This is a genomic window from Methylomonas sp. LW13 (assembly GCF_016865255.1).
Taxonomy (GTDB): Bacteria; Pseudomonadota; Gammaproteobacteria; order Methylococcales; family Methylomonadaceae; genus Methylomonas.
The window spans coordinates 2646712-2664717 of sequence record NZ_CP033381.1; the positions used below are offsets into that span (position 1 = coordinate 2646712).

Annotated in this window: 16 protein-coding genes; 5 read left to right on the forward strand and 11 right to left on the reverse strand. The window is 54.6% G+C overall.

Going from position 1 to position 18006, the window contains the following annotated elements; genetic code table 11:
- The first annotated feature begins 23 nt into the window (after positions 1 to 23).
- The 4 genes from JL719_RS11875 to JL719_RS11890 all read left to right on the forward strand — a co-directional run bounded on the left by JL719_RS11875 (position 24) and on the right by JL719_RS11890 (position 6500).
- On the forward strand, positions 24 to 1316 hold the full coding sequence (locus JL719_RS11875; protein WP_033156208.1) for an alginate export family protein: 1293 nt from the start codon (positions 24 to 26) through the stop codon (positions 1314 to 1316).
- Between the two features lie 77 nt (positions 1317 to 1393).
- Positions 1394 to 2617: an NAD(P)/FAD-dependent oxidoreductase gene (locus tag JL719_RS11880; protein ID WP_051669854.1), complete on the forward strand. Its 1224-nt coding sequence runs from the start codon at positions 1394 to 1396 to the stop codon at positions 2615 to 2617.
- Between the two features lie 12 nt (positions 2618 to 2629).
- A complete protein-coding gene (locus JL719_RS11885; RefSeq protein WP_033156207.1) occupies positions 2630 to 5308 on the forward strand; it encodes a nitrate reductase in 2679 nt (892 codons plus the stop codon).
- Between the two features lie 19 nt (positions 5309 to 5327).
- Positions 5328 to 6500, forward strand: a complete 1173-nt coding sequence (locus JL719_RS11890) for an EAL domain-containing protein (protein ID WP_033156206.1) — start codon at positions 5328 to 5330, stop codon at positions 6498 to 6500.
- Between the two features lies 1 nt (position 6501).
- On the opposite strand, the gene JL719_RS11895 is transcribed toward JL719_RS11890, so the two are convergent.
- From JL719_RS11895 to JL719_RS11945, 11 genes are all read right to left on the reverse strand, one after another.
- Complete coding sequence (locus JL719_RS11895) at positions 6502 to 7434, reverse strand: vWA domain-containing protein (RefSeq protein ID WP_051669852.1); 933 nt, start codon at positions 7432 to 7434, stop codon at positions 6502 to 6504.
- A gap of 36 nt (positions 7435 to 7470) precedes the next feature.
- Positions 7471 to 8034 (reverse strand): MxaK protein, encoded by a 564-nt coding sequence (locus tag JL719_RS11900; protein ID WP_033156205.1) that lies wholly within the window; start codon positions 8032 to 8034, stop codon positions 7471 to 7473.
- Positions 8031 to 9014 carry a vWA domain-containing protein gene (locus tag JL719_RS11905; RefSeq protein ID WP_033156204.1) on the reverse strand — a complete coding sequence of 328 codons (984 nt, stop codon included), beginning with the start codon at positions 9012 to 9014 and terminating at the stop codon, positions 8031 to 8033. The genes JL719_RS11900 and JL719_RS11905 overlap by 4 nt, the downstream gene beginning before the upstream one ends.
- Positions 9011 to 9928: a hypothetical protein gene (locus JL719_RS11910; protein WP_051669851.1), complete on the reverse strand. Its 918-nt coding sequence runs from the start codon at positions 9926 to 9928 to the stop codon at positions 9011 to 9013. The genes JL719_RS11905 and JL719_RS11910 overlap by 4 nt, the downstream gene beginning before the upstream one ends.
- The gene (locus JL719_RS11915; protein ID WP_033156203.1) at positions 9925 to 10779 is read right to left on the reverse strand and encodes a DUF58 domain-containing protein; all 855 of its coding nucleotides are present in this window, start codon (positions 10777 to 10779) and stop codon (positions 9925 to 9927) included. The genes JL719_RS11910 and JL719_RS11915 overlap by 4 nt, the downstream gene beginning before the upstream one ends.
- A 16-nt stretch (positions 10780 to 10795) precedes the next feature.
- Entirely contained in the window at positions 10796 to 11422 is a 627-nt protein-coding gene (locus tag JL719_RS11920) for a hypothetical protein (RefSeq protein ID WP_033156202.1), read from the reverse strand.
- Positions 11423 to 11427: 5 nt separating this feature from the next.
- Positions 11428 to 12447: an AAA family ATPase gene (locus JL719_RS11925; protein ID WP_033156431.1), complete on the reverse strand. Its 1020-nt coding sequence runs from the start codon at positions 12445 to 12447 to the stop codon at positions 11428 to 11430.
- 371 nt (positions 12448 to 12818) lie between these two features.
- Entirely contained in the window at positions 12819 to 13100 is a 282-nt protein-coding gene (locus tag JL719_RS11930; RefSeq protein ID WP_033156200.1) for a methanol dehydrogenase [cytochrome c] subunit, read from the reverse strand.
- Positions 13101 to 13258: 158 nt separating this feature from the next.
- On the reverse strand, positions 13259 to 13735 hold the full coding sequence (gene moxG / locus JL719_RS11935) for a cytochrome c(L), periplasmic (protein WP_033156199.1): 477 nt from the start codon (positions 13733 to 13735) through the stop codon (positions 13259 to 13261).
- Between the two features lie 14 nt (positions 13736 to 13749).
- Positions 13750 to 14592: a methanol oxidation system protein MoxJ gene (moxJ, locus tag JL719_RS11940; protein ID WP_033156198.1), complete on the reverse strand. Its 843-nt coding sequence runs from the start codon at positions 14590 to 14592 to the stop codon at positions 13750 to 13752.
- Positions 14593 to 14738: 146 nt separating this feature from the next.
- A complete protein-coding gene (locus JL719_RS11945) occupies positions 14739 to 16547 on the reverse strand; it encodes a methanol/ethanol family PQQ-dependent dehydrogenase (protein WP_033156197.1) in 1809 nt (602 codons plus the stop codon).
- Between the two features lie 506 nt (positions 16548 to 17053).
- On the opposite strand from JL719_RS11945, the gene JL719_RS11950 reads away from it, so the two are divergent.
- On the forward strand, positions 17054 to 17725 hold the full coding sequence (locus tag JL719_RS11950) for a response regulator (RefSeq protein WP_033156196.1): 672 nt from the start codon (positions 17054 to 17056) through the stop codon (positions 17723 to 17725).
- The last annotated feature ends 281 nt before the right edge of the window (positions 17726 to 18006 follow it).

An 18006-nucleotide genomic window follows, 5' to 3' on the forward strand; every position in this document is an offset into this window, starting at 1 on the left:
CGCTTGTTTTCCTAGGGGGCCTTATGCCGCAAACACTCAAACGTCCAACCGGCACGTTACCGGCGACACTATTATCACTCACCTTCTTCAGCCTGCCGGCCGCCGCCGACATTACCAAAGAGGTGGAAGACGCCTTGAATTTCTACCATTACGGCAGCAACGGCGCAGTAAAAATGGATTTGAATTACCGCTGGGAGAATGTCGATAAAGACAACTCTGTTCGTAAACCCGCCAATATGGGCGGCCAGCCGGTGGAAACCGCCAACGCCAATACGGTGCGCCTGCGGCTGGGTTTCCTGACGCCGGTTTTTCACGATTTCCAAGGTTACGCGGAATACGAAGGCCTCTACGCGGCGCAAGCCGACTACGACCGCGGCGGTACTACCTCGAACCGTGACCGCAACTATGCCGTCATTGCCGATCCGGCCCGCAACGAGCTGAATCAATTCTGGATCAGCTACAAAGGCATCGCCGACACCCTGATCAAAGTCGGCCGGCAACGCATCAAATTGGACGACGACCGCTTCATCGGTAACGTCGGCTGGCGGCAGATGGAAATGACCTATGATTCGATTCTGATCACCCACAATAATCAGACCTTGTTCGGGCTGACAGCAAACGTCGGCTATATCGACCACATCCAAAACATATTCGGCGAAACGCATTCGATAAACGCGCCGTTTTTAAACCTGAATTACAAGATTAATGACTGGGGCAACCTGATCGGTTATGGATACTGGCTGGATTACCGCGAACGCGCTAACTACGCTAACTCCTCGCAAACCTACGGCTTGCGCTTCGACGGCAAATCGCCGCAGTTTTTTGACACTGTCAATGCCATCTACACGGCCGAATGGAGCAAACAATCGGACTACGGCGACAACCCCAACCACTACCAGGCCGACCGCTTCAATCTGATGGCGGGGGCCAGTGCTTACAACCTGACCGTATCAGGTGCCGTGGAGCAGCTAAACGGCTACGGAGCCGGCAAATCTTTCCAAACCCCGCTGGGCACCAATCACGCTTTCCAGGGGTGGGCGGATTTATTTTTGACTACACCGGCTAATGGTATCCGCGACGTCTTCGCCACCGCCAGCTACAAAGCGATGAACGACAGCTTGATCATTACCGGCGTCTATCACGACTTTAAAGACGATACCGGCAAAATTGAATACGGTAAGGAATGGGATTTTCAGGCCCTGAAAAAGTTTGGCAAACATTACTCGCTGTTAGCCAAGTACGCGAACTTTAACAGTGATAACCCGGCGTTCCCGGACACCCAAGTGATTTGGATGCAAGGCAACGTCAGCTTCTAGGCAACAGCGGCGCAAACTGTTTTGCACAGTTTGCGTCCGATTTCCCAACGATCTTCGCAAATAGTACCGACAACATCATGAAACTCAAATTGGTAGTGATAGGCAATGGCATGGCCGGCATGCGCACCGTTGACGAATTGATTCAAACCGTACCGGATCGCTACGACATTACCGTGTTCGGCGCCGAGCCGCACGGCAACTACAATCGCATCATGCTGACACCGGTGTTGTTCGGCGCCAAAAGCGTTGCCGACATCATGATTCACGATTTCGATTGGTATCTAAAAAACCGCGTGACCTTGTATTGCGGACCGGACAAAGCGGTTGTCGATGTGGATCGCGAACGCCGCTGTGTCATCGCCCACGACGGCACCTGTGCGTTTTACGACAAACTGTTGATCGCCACCGGTTCCTTGCCGCTGATGCTGGACATACCGGGCCGCGACGTCGAAGGCGTATTGGGCTTTAGAGACATCGCCGACGTGGAAACCATGATCGAAAAATCCGCCAGCAAACGCCATGCGGTCATTCTGGGCGGCGGTTTACTGGGTCTGGAAGCCGCCAACGGCTTATTGCAACGCGGTATGCAAGTCAGCGTCATCAACCGTGCCGACCATTTGTTGAACCGGCAATTGGATGGTAAAGCTGCGGCGTTTTTACAACGGCAATTGGCGGATAAAGGCATTCAATTTCATCTGGGTACCACCATCCAACGCATAGACAGTCAGGACGGGCATATCAGCGCGGTGACTTTAAGTAACGGCAGTGTTTTACCGGCCGACATGCTGATCATGTCCACCGGTATCAAACCCAATATCAGTCTGGCGAAACGCATTGGCCTGGCGTGTCAGCACGGCATCGTAGTCGACGACGGCATGCAGACTAGCGACCCGGCGATATTCTCGGTCGGCGAATGCGTGCAGCATCGGGGCGAACTGTTCGGTTTGGTCGCGCCGGTCTACGAACAAGCCAAAGTCTGCGCCCAACAACTGGCGGGTAAAGTCGACAGCCAATTTAAAACCTTATCGTCCGCCACCATGCTGAAAGTCACAGGCATCGATTTATTCTCGGTAGGCGATTTCGAAGGCGACAGCGAATGCCAGATTTTGCAGTTGATTGACCACGGCCTGGGCATCTATAAAAAAATCGTCCTGCGCGGCGACGTCGTCGTCGGCGTTATTTTGTACGGGGATACCAGCGACAGTGCCTGGTATCTGAATTTGGTTAAAGAAAGCACGCCGATTGCCGCGATCCGCGACCGCTTGATGTTCGGCAGAATCCCGCTCGCGCGCGCGGCTTAAATTCCTTTACCCATGAACACCATCAAAACCACTTGTCCTTATTGCGGCGTCGGCTGCGGCATCGAAGCCACGATAGAAGACCACGCGACACACCGGGTCTGTATCAAAGGCGACAGTAAGCACCCGGCCAATTTCGGCAGACTTTGCTCCAAAGGCGCGACGCTGGGCGATACCGTGTCGCTGGAAAATCGCCTGCTCTACCCCAGCATTCAAGGGAAACAAGTCGATTGGGCGTCAGCTTTAGATCATGTCGCGGAACGCTTCAATAACATTATTGCGCAGCACGGCCCCGAAGCGGTGGCGTTTTATGTCTCAGGCCAATTGCTGACCGAGGATTACTACGTCGCTAACAAATTGATGAAAGGCTTCATCGGCACCGCTAATATCGATACCAATTCCCGTTTGTGCATGTCCTCGGCGGTAGTGGGCTACAAACGCGCATTCGGCGCCGATACCGTGCCTTGCAATTACGAAGACCTGGAACTGGCCGAATTGATTTTACTGGTCGGCTCCAATGCCGCCTGGTGCCACCCGATTGCCTTTCAACGCATTCGCAAGGCTAAGGAAACCAATCCCCATTTAAAAATCGTGGTGATCGATCCGCGCAGCACGGCCAGTTGCGACATCGCCGATTTGCATCTGCCCGTTAAACCGGGCATGGATGCGCTATTGTTCAACGGCATTTTGGCTTATTTAGCGCAAAACGGCCGGATCGATCAGACTTATATAGACACGCATACCGAAGGTTTCGAGGCCGCATTGCAAGAAGCTGTGAAAACCGCCGGCAGTATCGAGCAGGTCGCCGCAGGCTGTGGCTTGCCTAGCGAAGCAGTCGCCACACTGTTCGACTGGTTTGCCGGCACCGAGAAAACCGTCACGGTCTATTCGCAAGGCATCAACCAATCCAGCTCAGGTTCGGATAAATGCAACGCTATCATCAACTGCCACCTCGCCAGCGGCCGCATCGGCAAGCCGGGTATGGGACCGTTCTCGTTTACCGGCCAACCCAACGCGATGGGCGGCCGTGAAGTGGGCGGTTTAGCCAACACCTTGGCTGCGCATATGGACCTGGAAAACCCGGAACACGTCGATAGAGTCGGCCGCTTTTGGGGCAGTGACAAAGTCGCCGACAAACAAGGTTTGAAGGCCGTGGCCATGTTCGACGCCATTGCCGCCGGTCAAATCAAGGCCGTATGGATCATGGCGACCAATCCGGTCGTATCGATGCCCGACGCCGACAAAGTGAAACGTGCTCTGCAGCAATGCGAATTGGTGGTGGTTTCCGATTGCATCGCCAACACCGATACCGCCAAGTTAGCCCATGTGCTGCTGCCGGCCACCGGCTGGAGCGAGAAAGACGGCACCGTCACCAATCTGGAGCGGCGCATCTCTCGACAACGGCCCTTGTTTCCGGCCTCCGGCGAAGCCAAACACGACTGGTGGATCATCAGCCAAGTCGCGCAACGCATGGGTTTTAGCGATGCGTTTAATTACCAATCCAGCGCCGATATTTTTCGTGAACACGCCGCGCTGTCGGCCTTCGAAAACGATGACGAGCATCAGTTACGCGATTTTAATTTATCGGCCTTTGTCCACTTGGATGGGCAAGGTTATGACGCGCTGCAACCGGTGCAATGGCCGGTCACCAACGAGCAAACCGCAGGCATAGCCAGAATGTTTACTGACGGCCAGTACTACACAAGCAATCGTAAAGCCCGCTTCATCCCGATTACCCCGCGTCCGCCGGTTAATGCGCCGGATAGCGATTATCCGTTTACGCTGAATACCGGCCGCCTGCGCGACCAATGGCACACGATGACCCGCACCAGTCTGGCCGCCAAATTAAACGCGCACCGCCCGGAACCTTTCGTCGAGATACACCCCGCCGACGCTGAACGCCTCGGCTTAAGCGCGCGCAGTCTGGCGCAGATAGAAAGCCGTTGGGGCAGTATGCTGGCCCGCGTCGATCTCAATCCGGGGCAACAAATCGGCAGTCTGTTCGTCCCTATGCACTGGACCGAACAACTCAGCAGCCACGGCCGCATGGGTGCCGTGGTCAATCCGGTGGTCGATCCCTATTCCGGGCAACCGGAAAGCAAGCAAACACCGGCCACAATCCATGCCTGGCCGGCACGTTGGTATGCCACTATTTTGTCGCGCCGTCCCTTGCAAATTAGCGGGGCCGAGTATCAAGTCAGTGTGCGCGGCGACCGCTATTTTCGTTACGAGTTAGCGTCTACTAAACCCGGCGAGGACTGGCGGGCCTGGAGCCGCGCGCTGCTCGCTGACACAAGACATATTGATGATGATAACTGCTGGCTGGAATACAGCGACCAACAAGCCGGCTATTACCGTACCGCTTATTTACCGGATCGCGAATTACAAGCCTGTTTGTTCGTCGGACCGGATTGCGAGCTGCCCGAGCCTGGCTGGCTGGGCAGTTTATTCGCTAAAAATGAGTTGAGCCGAGCCGAGCGCCTGAGCTTGCTGAGCGGACTGCCGCCAAAAGGTGAAGCCGATATTGGCCGAATCGTCTGTTCGTGTTTCAATGTGGGCGAAAAAGCCATCCGACACGCGGTACAAACCCAGCAACTGCAAAGCGTCGCCGACATCAGCGCCTGTTTGAGCGCCGGTAGCGGTTGCGGTTCCTGCGTCGCGGAGTTGAAGGAGTTTTTACCCAAACCCAGTTAAATTGATAGCCCAAGGGACGATGCAAGCTAAAACACAGTTATTTCCGTATTTCCAACCCATTATTTCGGTGGCCAGCGGCAAAATCGTCGGCTACGAAGCCCTGGCCCGCCAATACGACGACAAAGGCAAAGTGGTTTCCGCCGGTGCCCTCTTCTCTTCCGCCAAGGTCGATGCCAAAACCCGTATCGAACTAGACAGGCAGGTGCGCTGGCAAGCCCTGGAAAAGTTCTCGGCCTTGGCCGATACGCAAAGCTATCTGGCGCTGAATATTTCCGCGGCCTGGATAGAAAATCTGCGCCAATTAAACACGCTGCCCACGCTACGGATGTTGGACGAGTTGAATATCGACCGGCGGCGCATCATCGTGGAAATTTCCAATGCGCATGTCGATCCGCAGAAGTTAAAACAAATCGTGCAGCGCTACCGCAAACACGGCTTGAGTGTGGCTATCGGCGATTTCGGCGCCGGCGCCTCGCAACTGGAACGGGTGATCGCCATTCAACCCGACATCATCAAAATCGACATGCGGCTGTTCAAACTGGCCACCAAGGGCGGCATCGCCGGCGACATTATTCATATGATCTCGCGGCTGGGTAAGCGCACCGGCTGCCGGATTATTTGTGAAGGCGTGGAATCGGACGAAGCGTTTTTATTTAGTTTGAACTGCGGCGCGCAATTCATGCAGGGGTTTTTGTTTGCCAAAGCCGAAGCCGATTTTCAGCATGCCGAGCTTTACGAACAACACATCGCCTCATTGCGCACTAAATTTTTGAAAAACACACTGGTTAAAGTGCAAAAGAAAGTCAGCGCCATTAACACCACCAAAACCTTGATTTACAAGCTGGCCGAAACCTTGCAGGACGACTTTAACTTGAATGAACTGGTCAGCTGGAACTTTACCGATAGCGGCGTGATTCGTTTTTATTTGTGCAACAACCAGGGCGACCAGATTTCGCCGGATTTTAATTTCAAGGAAAACCAATGGTTCACCGATCCGCGCAAAATCGGTTTTAACTGGTCCTGGCGCCCTTATTTCTTTCAATTGCTGGCATTGGAAAACTGCGGCGACCGCAATCGGGTCGTCACTTCCGAGCGCTACATGGATTTTGAAACCAGCTTGCTGTGTAAAACCCTGTCTTTACGCCTAGATAGCGAGCGGATTTTGTTGGTGGATACCGTGGCGGGCGATTGAGCTACTTTAGATACACCATCACCAGAAACAACAAAGCCAGACCGGCATAGCGCCAGCTGCTATCGACGGTGTGCGTGCCAGGCTTGGCAAACTCGGCTTGTTGCAGCGCTTGATCCAGACTGTCGGTATCGCTCAGGCGTCGATACTGTAAACCACTCTCAGCAGCCAGCTGGCGGAGATAGCTTTCGTGCAGCCGGCTCATATGCTCGTCGCCGGTTGCCGCCTCGCTGCCGAAAGGTGCGTTACGGGCGTTGTAGCCCTGGATCTTCTCGGGATTTAGATCCGATTCACCAAAGGACGAACGATGCGGCACGTCTTCGGGTTTGTAAAAGCCCTGGCGTTGGCCTTTGGCGTCGAACTTTGGGATGGGGGCAAGTTGATCGCCGCCGACGCCGACGATCACACCTTTTACCTTATCTTTAACTGGCGACAGATCGGGTTTGTAACGCCGATTGGGCGGGGGTGCCTCCTGGCCGTCGCTAAAAAACACCAGGGTCTGATCTTTATCTTTCAACATTTCCAGCGTACTCAGCAAGCCACTGGCGATGCGGCTGTCGGCGGCCCAGGCCATGCGCCAATCCAGCGCCGCAATCGCTGCGTCTATCTCGGCAAATCCCGAACACACGTCTATCGGTTCGAACAGCAACGTCGAGTGGCGTTCGGTAAACACCCCCAAGCCGACTTGCGAACCACAAGGCAGTTTCAACAACTCTTGGCGCAACGCCTGTTTGACAAACTGCAAGCGGCTGACCGGCTGTTTATCCAGCTGATAGTCTTCGGTGTTCATGCTGCGGGTAATGTCGACAACAAACACCAGCCGGTACAGTGACACTTGCGCGCTGGTTTGCGGATGGAAAAACACTACCGACAAGGACAGCAAGGCCGCGGTCAGCAACCAGAAACGGTAATTCCTAAGATTGGGGGCGATAGTCATATAGCGAAATTATCGGTCGGGAAGATAAGCGCCAATTTAGGGCAAGCCACGCGGAAAGCCCGGCAAGGTGGTCCACAGTTGGGTCTGTTGATTAAGATCATCCTGCTCGTCGCCGCTGCTGATTCTGTCCATCTCCGGCAACAGCCGCATCGCCACTTCCAGATTGTACTTGGCATCCCAAAACTGACTGTCCAGCGTCAATGCATCGCGATAGGCTTGCTTGGCCAACCCCAGCAGCGGCATCGCTTCGTTGACATTGCCCGTTTCGGCTTTCTGCATCGCTTGCCTTAGATACAGATTACCCAGATTGTAACGGGTGTGCGCCTGTGCCTCTGCGCCGGCTTGCTGCAACAACAAATTCAGCGTTGCCAAGGCTTCGTCGTAGCGTTGGTGCCGGCTGAGATACACCGCTCTGGCCATACGTACTTCCGGCGCCGAGGTGGCCAATTCGTCTGCGCCGACATCCTGATCGGCCAGTAATTGGCCGATCAGCCGATTTTGGCCGGCTAGGCCATACAGTTGCAGCAATTGCGTCAGAGTCACTAATAAAGCTGCTGCCAATATGGCCCACAGCGCCCAGTGTTTTAACTTACGGATCACAGTCTGGCCTCGCAGAGTTTCACGCCCAACAATAACAACATCAGCGCCGCCGCAAAGGCATAACAGCGCGTGGATAAATCCTGCTTCGGAATCCGCTCGAAATAATGCAAAGGCCGATTCTCCAAGCGGTTGATGTCGTCAATGGCCTGCTGCAATGCACCGGGCGTTTCGGCTTCGTAGGCTTGATAGGGAATATGCAGACTGTTAAAGAACAGATGCAGATAACGTTCCGGCATGGCCTGAGCATTATCGTCGCGCGGGTCGTCGGGCACTTCAAACAAGCCAGGGCTGTTGGCGGTGCGCAGAAACACCCAATACAAACTGACTTGGCGTTGTTTGAACAACTCGCGCAAGGCCGCTTCGCTGTCCGGATCGATTACCGCCGCGCCGTCCGACACCAGCAACACGATGCGCGAACCGGTCACCGGCCGGCTATCGAAGAACTCCAAAGCCATGCTCAAGCCCTTGCTGACGTTGGTATAAGCCAAGGCCGGCAAGGCGGTGGCGTCTATCGCAGCATGAATCGCGGCTTTGTTTTCAGTGAGCGGTAGCACGAATAGCGGCGAAGTACTGTATTCGGCGATGCCGATCAAATCGTGCGCTCGGTGATCGACAAACTGATTCAACAAGCGGCGGGCGGCGTTGGCTTTGGATTCCTCGCCTTGGGTTTCCGGCGTCTTGCCGGCGAAGGTGTTGTCCATACTGTTACTGCGATCCAACAGCATAACGATGTGTGCGCCGTGGCCGATGCGCTCCACTTGCTGTTCTTGCTGATAGGCACCGGCCAAGCCCAGAATCAACCCGCCTATCGCCAGCACGCCCAGCAAGCGGATCAAGGCGCTGATAGCCAGCGATAGTGGGTCGACAGGCAATATCGCCAGCCAGGGATAGGGGTTGGCGACCATTCCCATTCTCCACATCGGCAACAGGCATAAGCCCAAACCGAGCAAGACCCAAGGATACTCAAAGCCCAAATTCATCGGCTGCCTCGCTCGATTTCCCGGCAATGCAGGCACAGGGTTTTGAGTTTTTGCAGATCGTGTTCTTGCGGCATTATCGAAGCGTCACCGAAAAAGTAACGATTGGAATAATCGAAAAACCAAGTCAATTCGTCAGCGATGCTGCGATATTCCGGGTGGCCCTGATAAAACTCGGCCAATTTGTGCAAAAACACCGGCTTACCGTGAAGACCGTTAAACGCCGTATGCACTGCGGCAAGTGCTTGCGGTAATTGTTGAAGGCCAAGGTTTTGCAACTGACGCTGCGCGCGCTTGAATACGCTGCGTTTCGGTAGTCCCGGTAAATAACCGTAAAGCCAAGCCAAACGCAAAGCGATGCCCAGCGCCACCGTCAGCGACACGCATAAGCGCCGGACAATTGCCGCGTCATCCAACAAGCTCGGCGCTTGGTCCGGGCGCATGTATTCGCCGTGTTCATCCTGCCTGACCACCAACTCCCGCAATGGCGAGGTCGTGAAGGTCCAGGCCGCGACCGGCTGTTCCAGAGTTTGCCCGTGCTGCTGAAAGCGCAAGGTAAAACCGGGTATGCTCAAGGCTTTCACTTCCAGCGGTGCGTAAAATTGCTGATATTGCAGATCGATTTGATAGCGCTTGCCGTCATTGCCGGCCGTTTCCTGCACAGTCACCGCGTTCAGTTGTAACCAGCGATTCAAACGGCCCGGCGCCGGCAGGCTATTGCGCTCCAAGATCATACCGGCGCGCGTTTCCAGCACAATCCGCTGCGGGATGGTATCGCCGATCACATAACCGAACGGCCGCGGCGTTTGCAGTTGAAAGTCGCGGAGTGCTTGGTTAGACGTGCCGGAGCACGCCGCCAGCAGCGTGACGCATACCCATACCCAAGCACAACCAAGCCGCTTTGCCGCCAACGTCACCCTGCTCTCCTTAAAAAATATTGCCCCAGCTGCTCGGCGCGGTAGCCGTTGTCGATAAACAGCGGCTCACAGCCCGAGGCCCGAAACTGCTGTTGCAATTGCTCCCGGCGCTGGGCAAATGCCTGTTCTATCTTGCGCTTCAAACCTGGACGCAACCACAGCGTGCTGCGCTTGCCGGATTCCAGATCCTGAATTTGAAACAGGCCCCAATCCGGTAAGCGGCTGTATTCGGTTTGGTCCCACAGCACCAGCGGTATCAGGTCGTGGCGACGCAAGTTCTGTAAAATGGCTTGCAGCTGCGGCAACGGAAAATGAAAATCCGACGCCAGAAACACCAAGGCTCGATGCTTGGGTAGATAGCGTTGGGCTTGCTGCAAACCGGCCGAACCGGGTTGCAGGTCGAGTGTTTCCAGGCGTTTTGCTGTCGATTGAATCCGACCTAGGTGTTTACCAGCCGGCAAATAACAGTCGGTGAGCACCTGCTGGTTAGCCGCAATAAACCCGATGTTGTCGCCGTATTCCAAGGCCGATGCGGCAATCGATAACAGCATATCGGCCATTACACGGCGCTTGTCGTTATTGCCGCCGAAACGCATGGAAGCAGACAAATCGGCCAGCAAATACACGTCGATAGCACTGTGTTGTTGCTGCACCCGCACTTGATAATTTCCGAACGGGTCGAGCAGGCTGGCCCGCAGATCGATGCGTCTGGGGTCCGGACGGGCGATCAAGGTGTCATGGCGCTTGAACAATTGGCCGTTGCCGACCATCTGTCCGGGGTGCGCGCCGGGAAATACACCGACTGCCGGGCGTGGCAGGCGGTATTGGAAAGGCTTTATCGTGGCCGACATCGTTTTAGCGAGTACCTTATTGGCTGACAACCAAATTCGCCAGCACGGCCGTCACGACCAGGTATCCGGGCAGGGAAAATCTCAGCGGCACCCTCATCAATAAGGCCACCACGCCTGAGTAAGTTTTCGGATTGCGGCTATGGATGGCTTCGCCGAACAGCCATAGCAGGGAGTTCAACAGGCATAAGGCCAGGATAGTGAAAAAACCGACATCGCTGAACAAAAACGATTTGTTAGCCAGCAGCGAAATGCGCTCGCTAGTATCGATAAAATTGGCGGTCAAAATCCCTATCATCAGGCCGCCCTCGTCGAAGGCCACCAAAAAAAACGTGTAGGTAAACCGCCGCAAGCGCCGGCTGAACTCCGTCAAGGCGGGAAAATGCAGCGATAGATATAACACCGGCAGGCTCAGACAAAACAGTAAAGTGCCGACCACCGCTAATAAAATCCAGAACTTAAAGCCCACCGCGTCGTTCAAGGCGCTGGTGTAATACGCGGCGTAAGGGACGTCGGCATGTTTATCCAAGCTACTGGCGATAAACGAGCAGATAAAGCCGACACCGGACCAAGTTAAATAGGTGTCCAATAAGTGGCCAAGGCCAGCATGCGGCAGCATGGCCTGCAGAATCGATTTAATGTTCATGACTGTTACGGTGCGGCGATTTGGTTGAGTATGCTGTCTATCAAGGTGGGAATAATGTCGTCTTGGCGATAGCTGTACATCGGATTCAGGAATATCCGGTGCGACATGGTGACGGCGAAAACCGCCTGCAAATCTTCCGGCAACAGGCTGTCGCGATTTTCCAGCCAGGCCCGGACTTTGGCGGCACGTATCATGTAGCTGACGCCGCGCGGACTGGCACCGGCCTGCAGCAGGTTATCCATGTCCACATCGGCTAAAGCGATGCCGAATGCGCCGGGATCGGCGGTGGCTTTCCATAAATCCAAGGCGTATTGGCGCAAAGCGGCGCTGGGCTGGATGCTGTCTTGAATCGCCGCCGCCCAGTCGTTGAGCTCGTAATAAGGTATTTGGCTGGCGGCCATTTCCCCGATCAAGGTATCGACATCGTGGTAACGCGGATTGAACAGCAAATCGTCCAACACCTTGTCGTCACTGGGTGCGGTGATGTTGATTTCCATAAAGAAGCGGTCGCGAGCGGCCGCCGGCAATTCAAAGGTTTCTTCTTTTTCCACCCGATTGCGATCGGCAAATACCTGAATGTGCGGTATCCGGTATTCGCGGTTGAACGCGCCGATACTGCGCTCGGCCATCACCCGCAACAGCAGCGAATGCACTTGCGGCCGAGCCCGGTTGATTTCGTTAAAAAAGAACACCGATAACTGTTCGCCCTGCTTCAACAAAGGGCCGGGATCGACGCAGGGCCGGCCTTCTTGATTTAAATAGGTGTAATAGATCAAGTCGGCAGGCATTAAGTCGATGGTGCCTTCGATACGCTGGTAGTGTCCGCCCAGACCTTGGGCGATGGCCCGCAATAAGGTGGTTTTGCCGACGCCGACTTGGCCTTCCAGCAACATATGGCCGCGGGCGAATACGGCTATCAGCAGATTTCTTACCGCCGCCTGCTGGCCGACGACGACATGGTTGATTTGTTGTTCCAACTGCAACGCACTGGCGCGCCAGTCGCTGAGGGTTTGCTTGCTTGTCATAGCTAATTGAGCGCTGTTGATTAAAGCCAATACCGCAAAAAGAACTCCGGTGCTCGGTTGCCATGCCGCCGATTGCTGACATACGCGCCGCTGATAACGGGCCGTCGTGATCTAAGCGGCATAGCAACGGCCCGGAGCCGTGAGGTTTCGTTTAGAAGCTGTTTAAAGGCTACTGCACTCGCGAAGTTCTTAAACAGCTTGCATGGGTTGAGCGTGCCGTTGCCCTGGGCATTCCCTGGTCTTCGCTTCGGCAGAATAATCTTCGATTCCCTCCGCATCATTAGTTACCGCCATCCCTGGCGGCGTCCTAAGGGTTCTATCCTCGTGGTCACTGTCGGCTTGCGCACTGCGCATCCCGACCCACCCGTTGCTTATTGGCCTTCGACGTCGTAAACAAACTTGCCGGTTTTCGCCAGCACTTCAGTACGTTTGGCGTTGCGGGCTTCCATTTCCTTGATCGATTGCGCTTGTTTGTTCAGCTCGTTGGGATCGTGTTTCGGGTCGTATTTGCTGCCCGCCACTTGCGCCGGATAACCCGGTTTCGGTTCCCAGCAGTTGCCGGCTTCTTTGCATTTGGTGCCGTCGTAGGCTTTTGCCGCGCCGGACAGGCCAAAAGCCAGCAGTACCGCGCCTAACATTACTAATTTGTTCATGTTGATCTCCTAATAAATTGTTGGATAACCCTCACCCTGCCCTCTCCCCTGGGGAGAGGGTTCAATACCTACTTCCAAGGCAAACTCAAGCCGCCTGGAGTTAGCTGTATAGTGGCTTTATGCCCTCTCCCTCCGGGAGAGGGCTAGGGTGAGGGCGTTTATTTCAACCACTCGGCTTTCTTCGGATCGCCTTTGTAAATGCTGCGCAAGAAAGCCATGATGTGCAGCATGTCGTCGGTGCTGAAGTTGACGTATTGCGGGCCCATCATGCCGTTGGCACCGCCGAACAGGATTTCGAACAAGCCCTGGTCGCTCAGGCCGCGCGGATAAGTCCAGTAGTCGTCGGCCAAACCGGGGCCAAGCTTGCCTTCCGCTTCATGGCCGTGGCAGCCCGAGCAACCGGTCATGTACAAGCTCTCGCCTTTCTTGGCTGCCTCGGCATCGCCGTTGTAAGGGTTTTTGCCGGTTTGCATAAATTGCTTGAATTTGTCGGTGTTACCGCCTTTTTTGGCAAAACTCAAATCCAGCGCTTCCCCGGTCAAGGCATGGCGCAGGGTGATGTCGGCCTGGACAGCACTTGCCGCCAGCGCTGACATTGACAGCACGGCGCCAGTCAAAAATGTTTTCAATTTCATTCAAGGTTTCCTGTTTAGTTCATGGACACGGCGGTTTCAGGTTGATCCAGCAACGGAATGCCTTCCGCTTCCAGCAACGCTTCGATATTGTCCTGCCCGTCTTTGATGATTTTGTTCAATTGCCCCAGCAAAGCGCTGTCGTTCTTACGCACGCCAATGGAAGTGCTGTAATGCAAACCCACTTTTTCGCCGTCGGCGCGCTTGGCGTTGTCCGGAATGACCGTCATCGTCAGCGGCGTGGCCGATGTCTTCACGTAGCGGGCCGCGGCGGGTCCCCACAAGATGGCGATTTCCGCTTTGCCGGAAGCAACTTCGTTGACCAATTTGTCGTTGTCGTACTTGACGTACTGGTTACGTTTGGACTTGAAGCCGGCCAACTCTTGTTGGTAATTGAACATATCGTTGTAACGGCCGATAGCCCGCAGCATGGTTTCGGCTGGAGAGCCCGGTGCGAAAGCAATCCGCTGGGCTTGCTTCAAGGCCGGGCTATCCCAGTTCTGCAAGTCCAACCCATCTTTTTCGCGGCTGATAAACACGTAGCCGGACCGGTAGTAAGGTGCCGTGGTCAACAAACGCGGGTCGCCGGCATCGACGCCCATTACCACGTCGCACAAGCCTTTATCCAGGTAATCGCGGATAAAGTAGCGCGGATCTGTCCAGCTGACGGTTTCCAATTTGCGGCCCAGTTGTTCGGCCACATACTGCGCCAATTTGTTTTCAAAGCCTTCGCCGTTTTTATTGGAGTAAGGCATTTCGTTTTCAGCCGTGCAGACTTTTAAAACCGGCTGTTCGGCTTGAACTGTGGAAAAACCAAAGCCCAATGCCAACGCAGCCACAATGCGTGTGCTTGTTTTCATAGTGATTCTAGGAATTAAGTAGACTCGTTGCCTCGTTCCCACGCGCTGCGCGGGAACGCCTTAGTAGCCGCGCTGCGGCAGATCATCGCCACCGCAGCGCGGTTAACCTGAATTCCCACGCAGCGCGTGGGAACCAGGAAAGCTTTCTACAACGCGAACACCATCACGCCGCCGCCCATTTGGGTGTAGTGCGCCAACTCTTTAAACGCACCCACTGCACCCAGACCGGCAGTCGGATCGGCCAAGTCGAATACCAGACCTACGCCAGGCCAGCCGCCGACACCGTAATAAATCGCAACGTACTGTTTGTTGTTGTGTTTATAAGTGATCGGATGGCCGATGACGCCGGAAGGCAGCTTAAACTTCCACAGCTCTTCGCCGGTTTTGGAATGACGGGCTTTGATGTAGCCGTCCAAAGTGCCGTAGAACACCAAGTCGCCGGCTGTGGCTGTGGTACCGCCCCAGACCGCGAATTTCTCCTGAACTTCCCATTCCATTTTGCCGGTGACGGCATTCATGGCTTTGACTTGACCCAAAGTGCCTTTCGGACCCGGATACATGTTCAAGGTCGCGCCGACGAAGAACTGGCCGGCCCGGTAAGGCAGCATGAACGGTTCCCAGTCCATGCAGATATGGTTGGTGCCCATGAAGAACAGTTTCTTATTCGGATCGTAAGACTCGATACCTTGGTTGTGGTAACCCATCGCCGACGGGCAGATACCGGTGGCTTGGTGGTCCATGTGTGTCGAATATTCCGGATCGCGGATCGGCAGACCGGTTTTCAGATCGACTTTTTTCACCCAGTTGACGGTGTCGTCGATTTTGAAGGCATTGACCAAGCTGCCGTTTTCGCGGTTCAAGGTATACACCAAACCGTTGCGGTCCGGATGCGTCAGCAGTTTGGTCATTTTGCCGTCGACCATTTGCTCGGACAGACCCATGTAGTTAACGCCGGCGTAGTCCCACTCGTCGTGCGGGGTTTTTTGGTAACCAAATTTGGCTTCACCGGTATTGACGTCGCGGCCCCAGATGGTCATGGTCCATTTGTTGTCGCCGGGACGCATGGTTTCGTTCCAAGGTGCTGGGTTGCCGGAACCGTAGTACAACATTTCCAGGTCGCTGTCATAGGCATACCAACCCCAGTTGGTGCCACCGCCGATTTTCCAGGCGTCGCCTTCCCAGGTTTTCAGACCCAAACCGAACTGACCGTAATGCGGGTTAGCGCTGTTGAAGTCTTTGGATAATTTGATGTCTTCATCCGGACCGGTGGCGTAAACGCGCCAGGCTTGCTTGCCATCCTTGATGTTATAAGCGGTGGCGTAACCGCGCACCCCCAACTCGGCACCGGAGGTGCCGACGATGACTTTGTCTTTCACCACGAACGGGGCGACGGTCAACGTCGAACCCATGGCGATGTCGGAGTTTTCCATTTTCCATAGTACTTCGCCGGTCTTGGCGTTAATCGCCACCACATGGCCATCCAGCTGGTTTAAGAAAATAGTAGCAGGGTAATCTTTGCCGGCCGGCGCATAGGCCAAGCCCCGATTGACCACGTCACAGCAGGCTACCGCGCGAGCCGCCGGATTTTGCTTGGGCTTGAACTGCCAGAGGATTTTATCGGGCTCATCCAGGCTGATGGCGAAGACGTTGTTAGGATATGGCGTATGGACGTACATAATGCCATCAACAACCAGAGGCCCACCTTCATGACCGTTGAGCACGCCCGTGGAAAACGACCACGCCACTTTCAGATTTTTGACGTTGTTGGCGTTGATGTCGATCATTTCGCTGAAATGAGTCGAACCGTAATCCTTGGTCTGCATCACCCAGTTGGTGTTTTGCTTGGCTAGTTGTTCCAGTTCTTTATTCGCTTGCGCCGATGACGACACGGCCAAGGCCGCAGCCGTGACTAAGGCCGTGGTCGATACCTGCTTGGCAAACCGTGAAATTTGCATGAATCCTCCTATGTTGTTTATTAGGTTGCATGGCCCGGCAAATCGGTTGGTTAGGGGAGCCTTCCGTTAAAAGCGGATAACGCCATCGGCATTTCCGGGCAAAATCAATCACACGCTGCGCTTAATTTTGGCGTCCATCCGTGACGCGAGATTTTGCTTTGCGGCAGAAATCTCCTTCACTTTTCACATCAGCAATCTCAATCAAGTCGCACACAATATTGACTTAGACCTACCGGGCCATGCTGGCGCAAATGGTAAAGAAGGCGGCCTATCGGGCGTTACGGAATAATCCATAAATAGCCTGGGAATTCCGCGAAAAAAGTCATGGAAGTTTTCCCGGTCGCACGCAGCCGCACGCCGCGGCAAAACGGGAAAAGCTCCCATGGTTTCCCGGCATAAAAATCGGCATCATGGCGGGGCAAGAAGCGCCAGCTAGGGATAGCACCGGTTCTGCCGGGGGCGTTTCTTGCTCATCCACACCAAAAACCAATCAGGACACGTAGTTAGTGGCGAATAAAATCAGCGTTTTATTAGTAGACGACCATGCAGTGGTCAGAGCCGGATACAAGACTTATTTATCCTTGTCGGAACGAATAGGCGCCGTCTATGAAGCCGATAGGGGCGAGACCGCTTGCCAGGTATATGACAAGCAGACGCCGGATGTGGTGGTGATGGATTTATCCATGCCCGGTCTGGGCGGTTTGGAATCGGTGCGGCGCTTATTGGTTCGCTATCCCAGTTGCAAGATATTGGTATTTTCGATTCATAACGAACTGGTCTACGTCACCCGCGCGATCAAGGCCGGCGCCAAAGGTTACATCACCAAAAATAATGAGCCGGACACGCTGGTGACCGCAGTCTGCACGCTAGCGGAAGGCGGCACGTATATCGAACCCGCTTTGGCACAGCAATTGGCGGTGAATATGGCTATCGGCCAGGATGAGGCATATAAAGTTAAATCGCTGTCGCCGCGCGAATTCGACATTTTTTGCCTGCTGGCCAATGGTTTGAGTACCCGTCAAGCAGCGGAAAAATTATGTTTGAGCTACAAAACCGTCTGCAACCACAGTACGGCGATCAAAGAAAAATTAAACGTCAAAACCATGTCGGAATTGACACTGCTGGCTGGTCGCCAGGGTATTATCAATACCGGCAGCGAACTGTATGAGCACAGCTAGCGCGGAACACCCCCTTCCCTATTAACCAGGCCCTATTTATCCCTGGCATGCCGTTCGGGCTGAGCGAGTCGAAGCCTAGGCCTGTGCGCGCTTCGATAGACTCAGAGCTAACCGGTTTAACAACGCTGTTAATGGGCGCTTGCGACCGGAACTCCCGGTTGTAAGCCTGCAAATCCCTCTCCCAAGCAACTGGCTCAAGACGCCCGATTAAAGCCTTCCCGGTCTAAAAGCTGCGCCAGTCTTAATCATTACTTCATTATATTTTCATCTTCAATTCATGT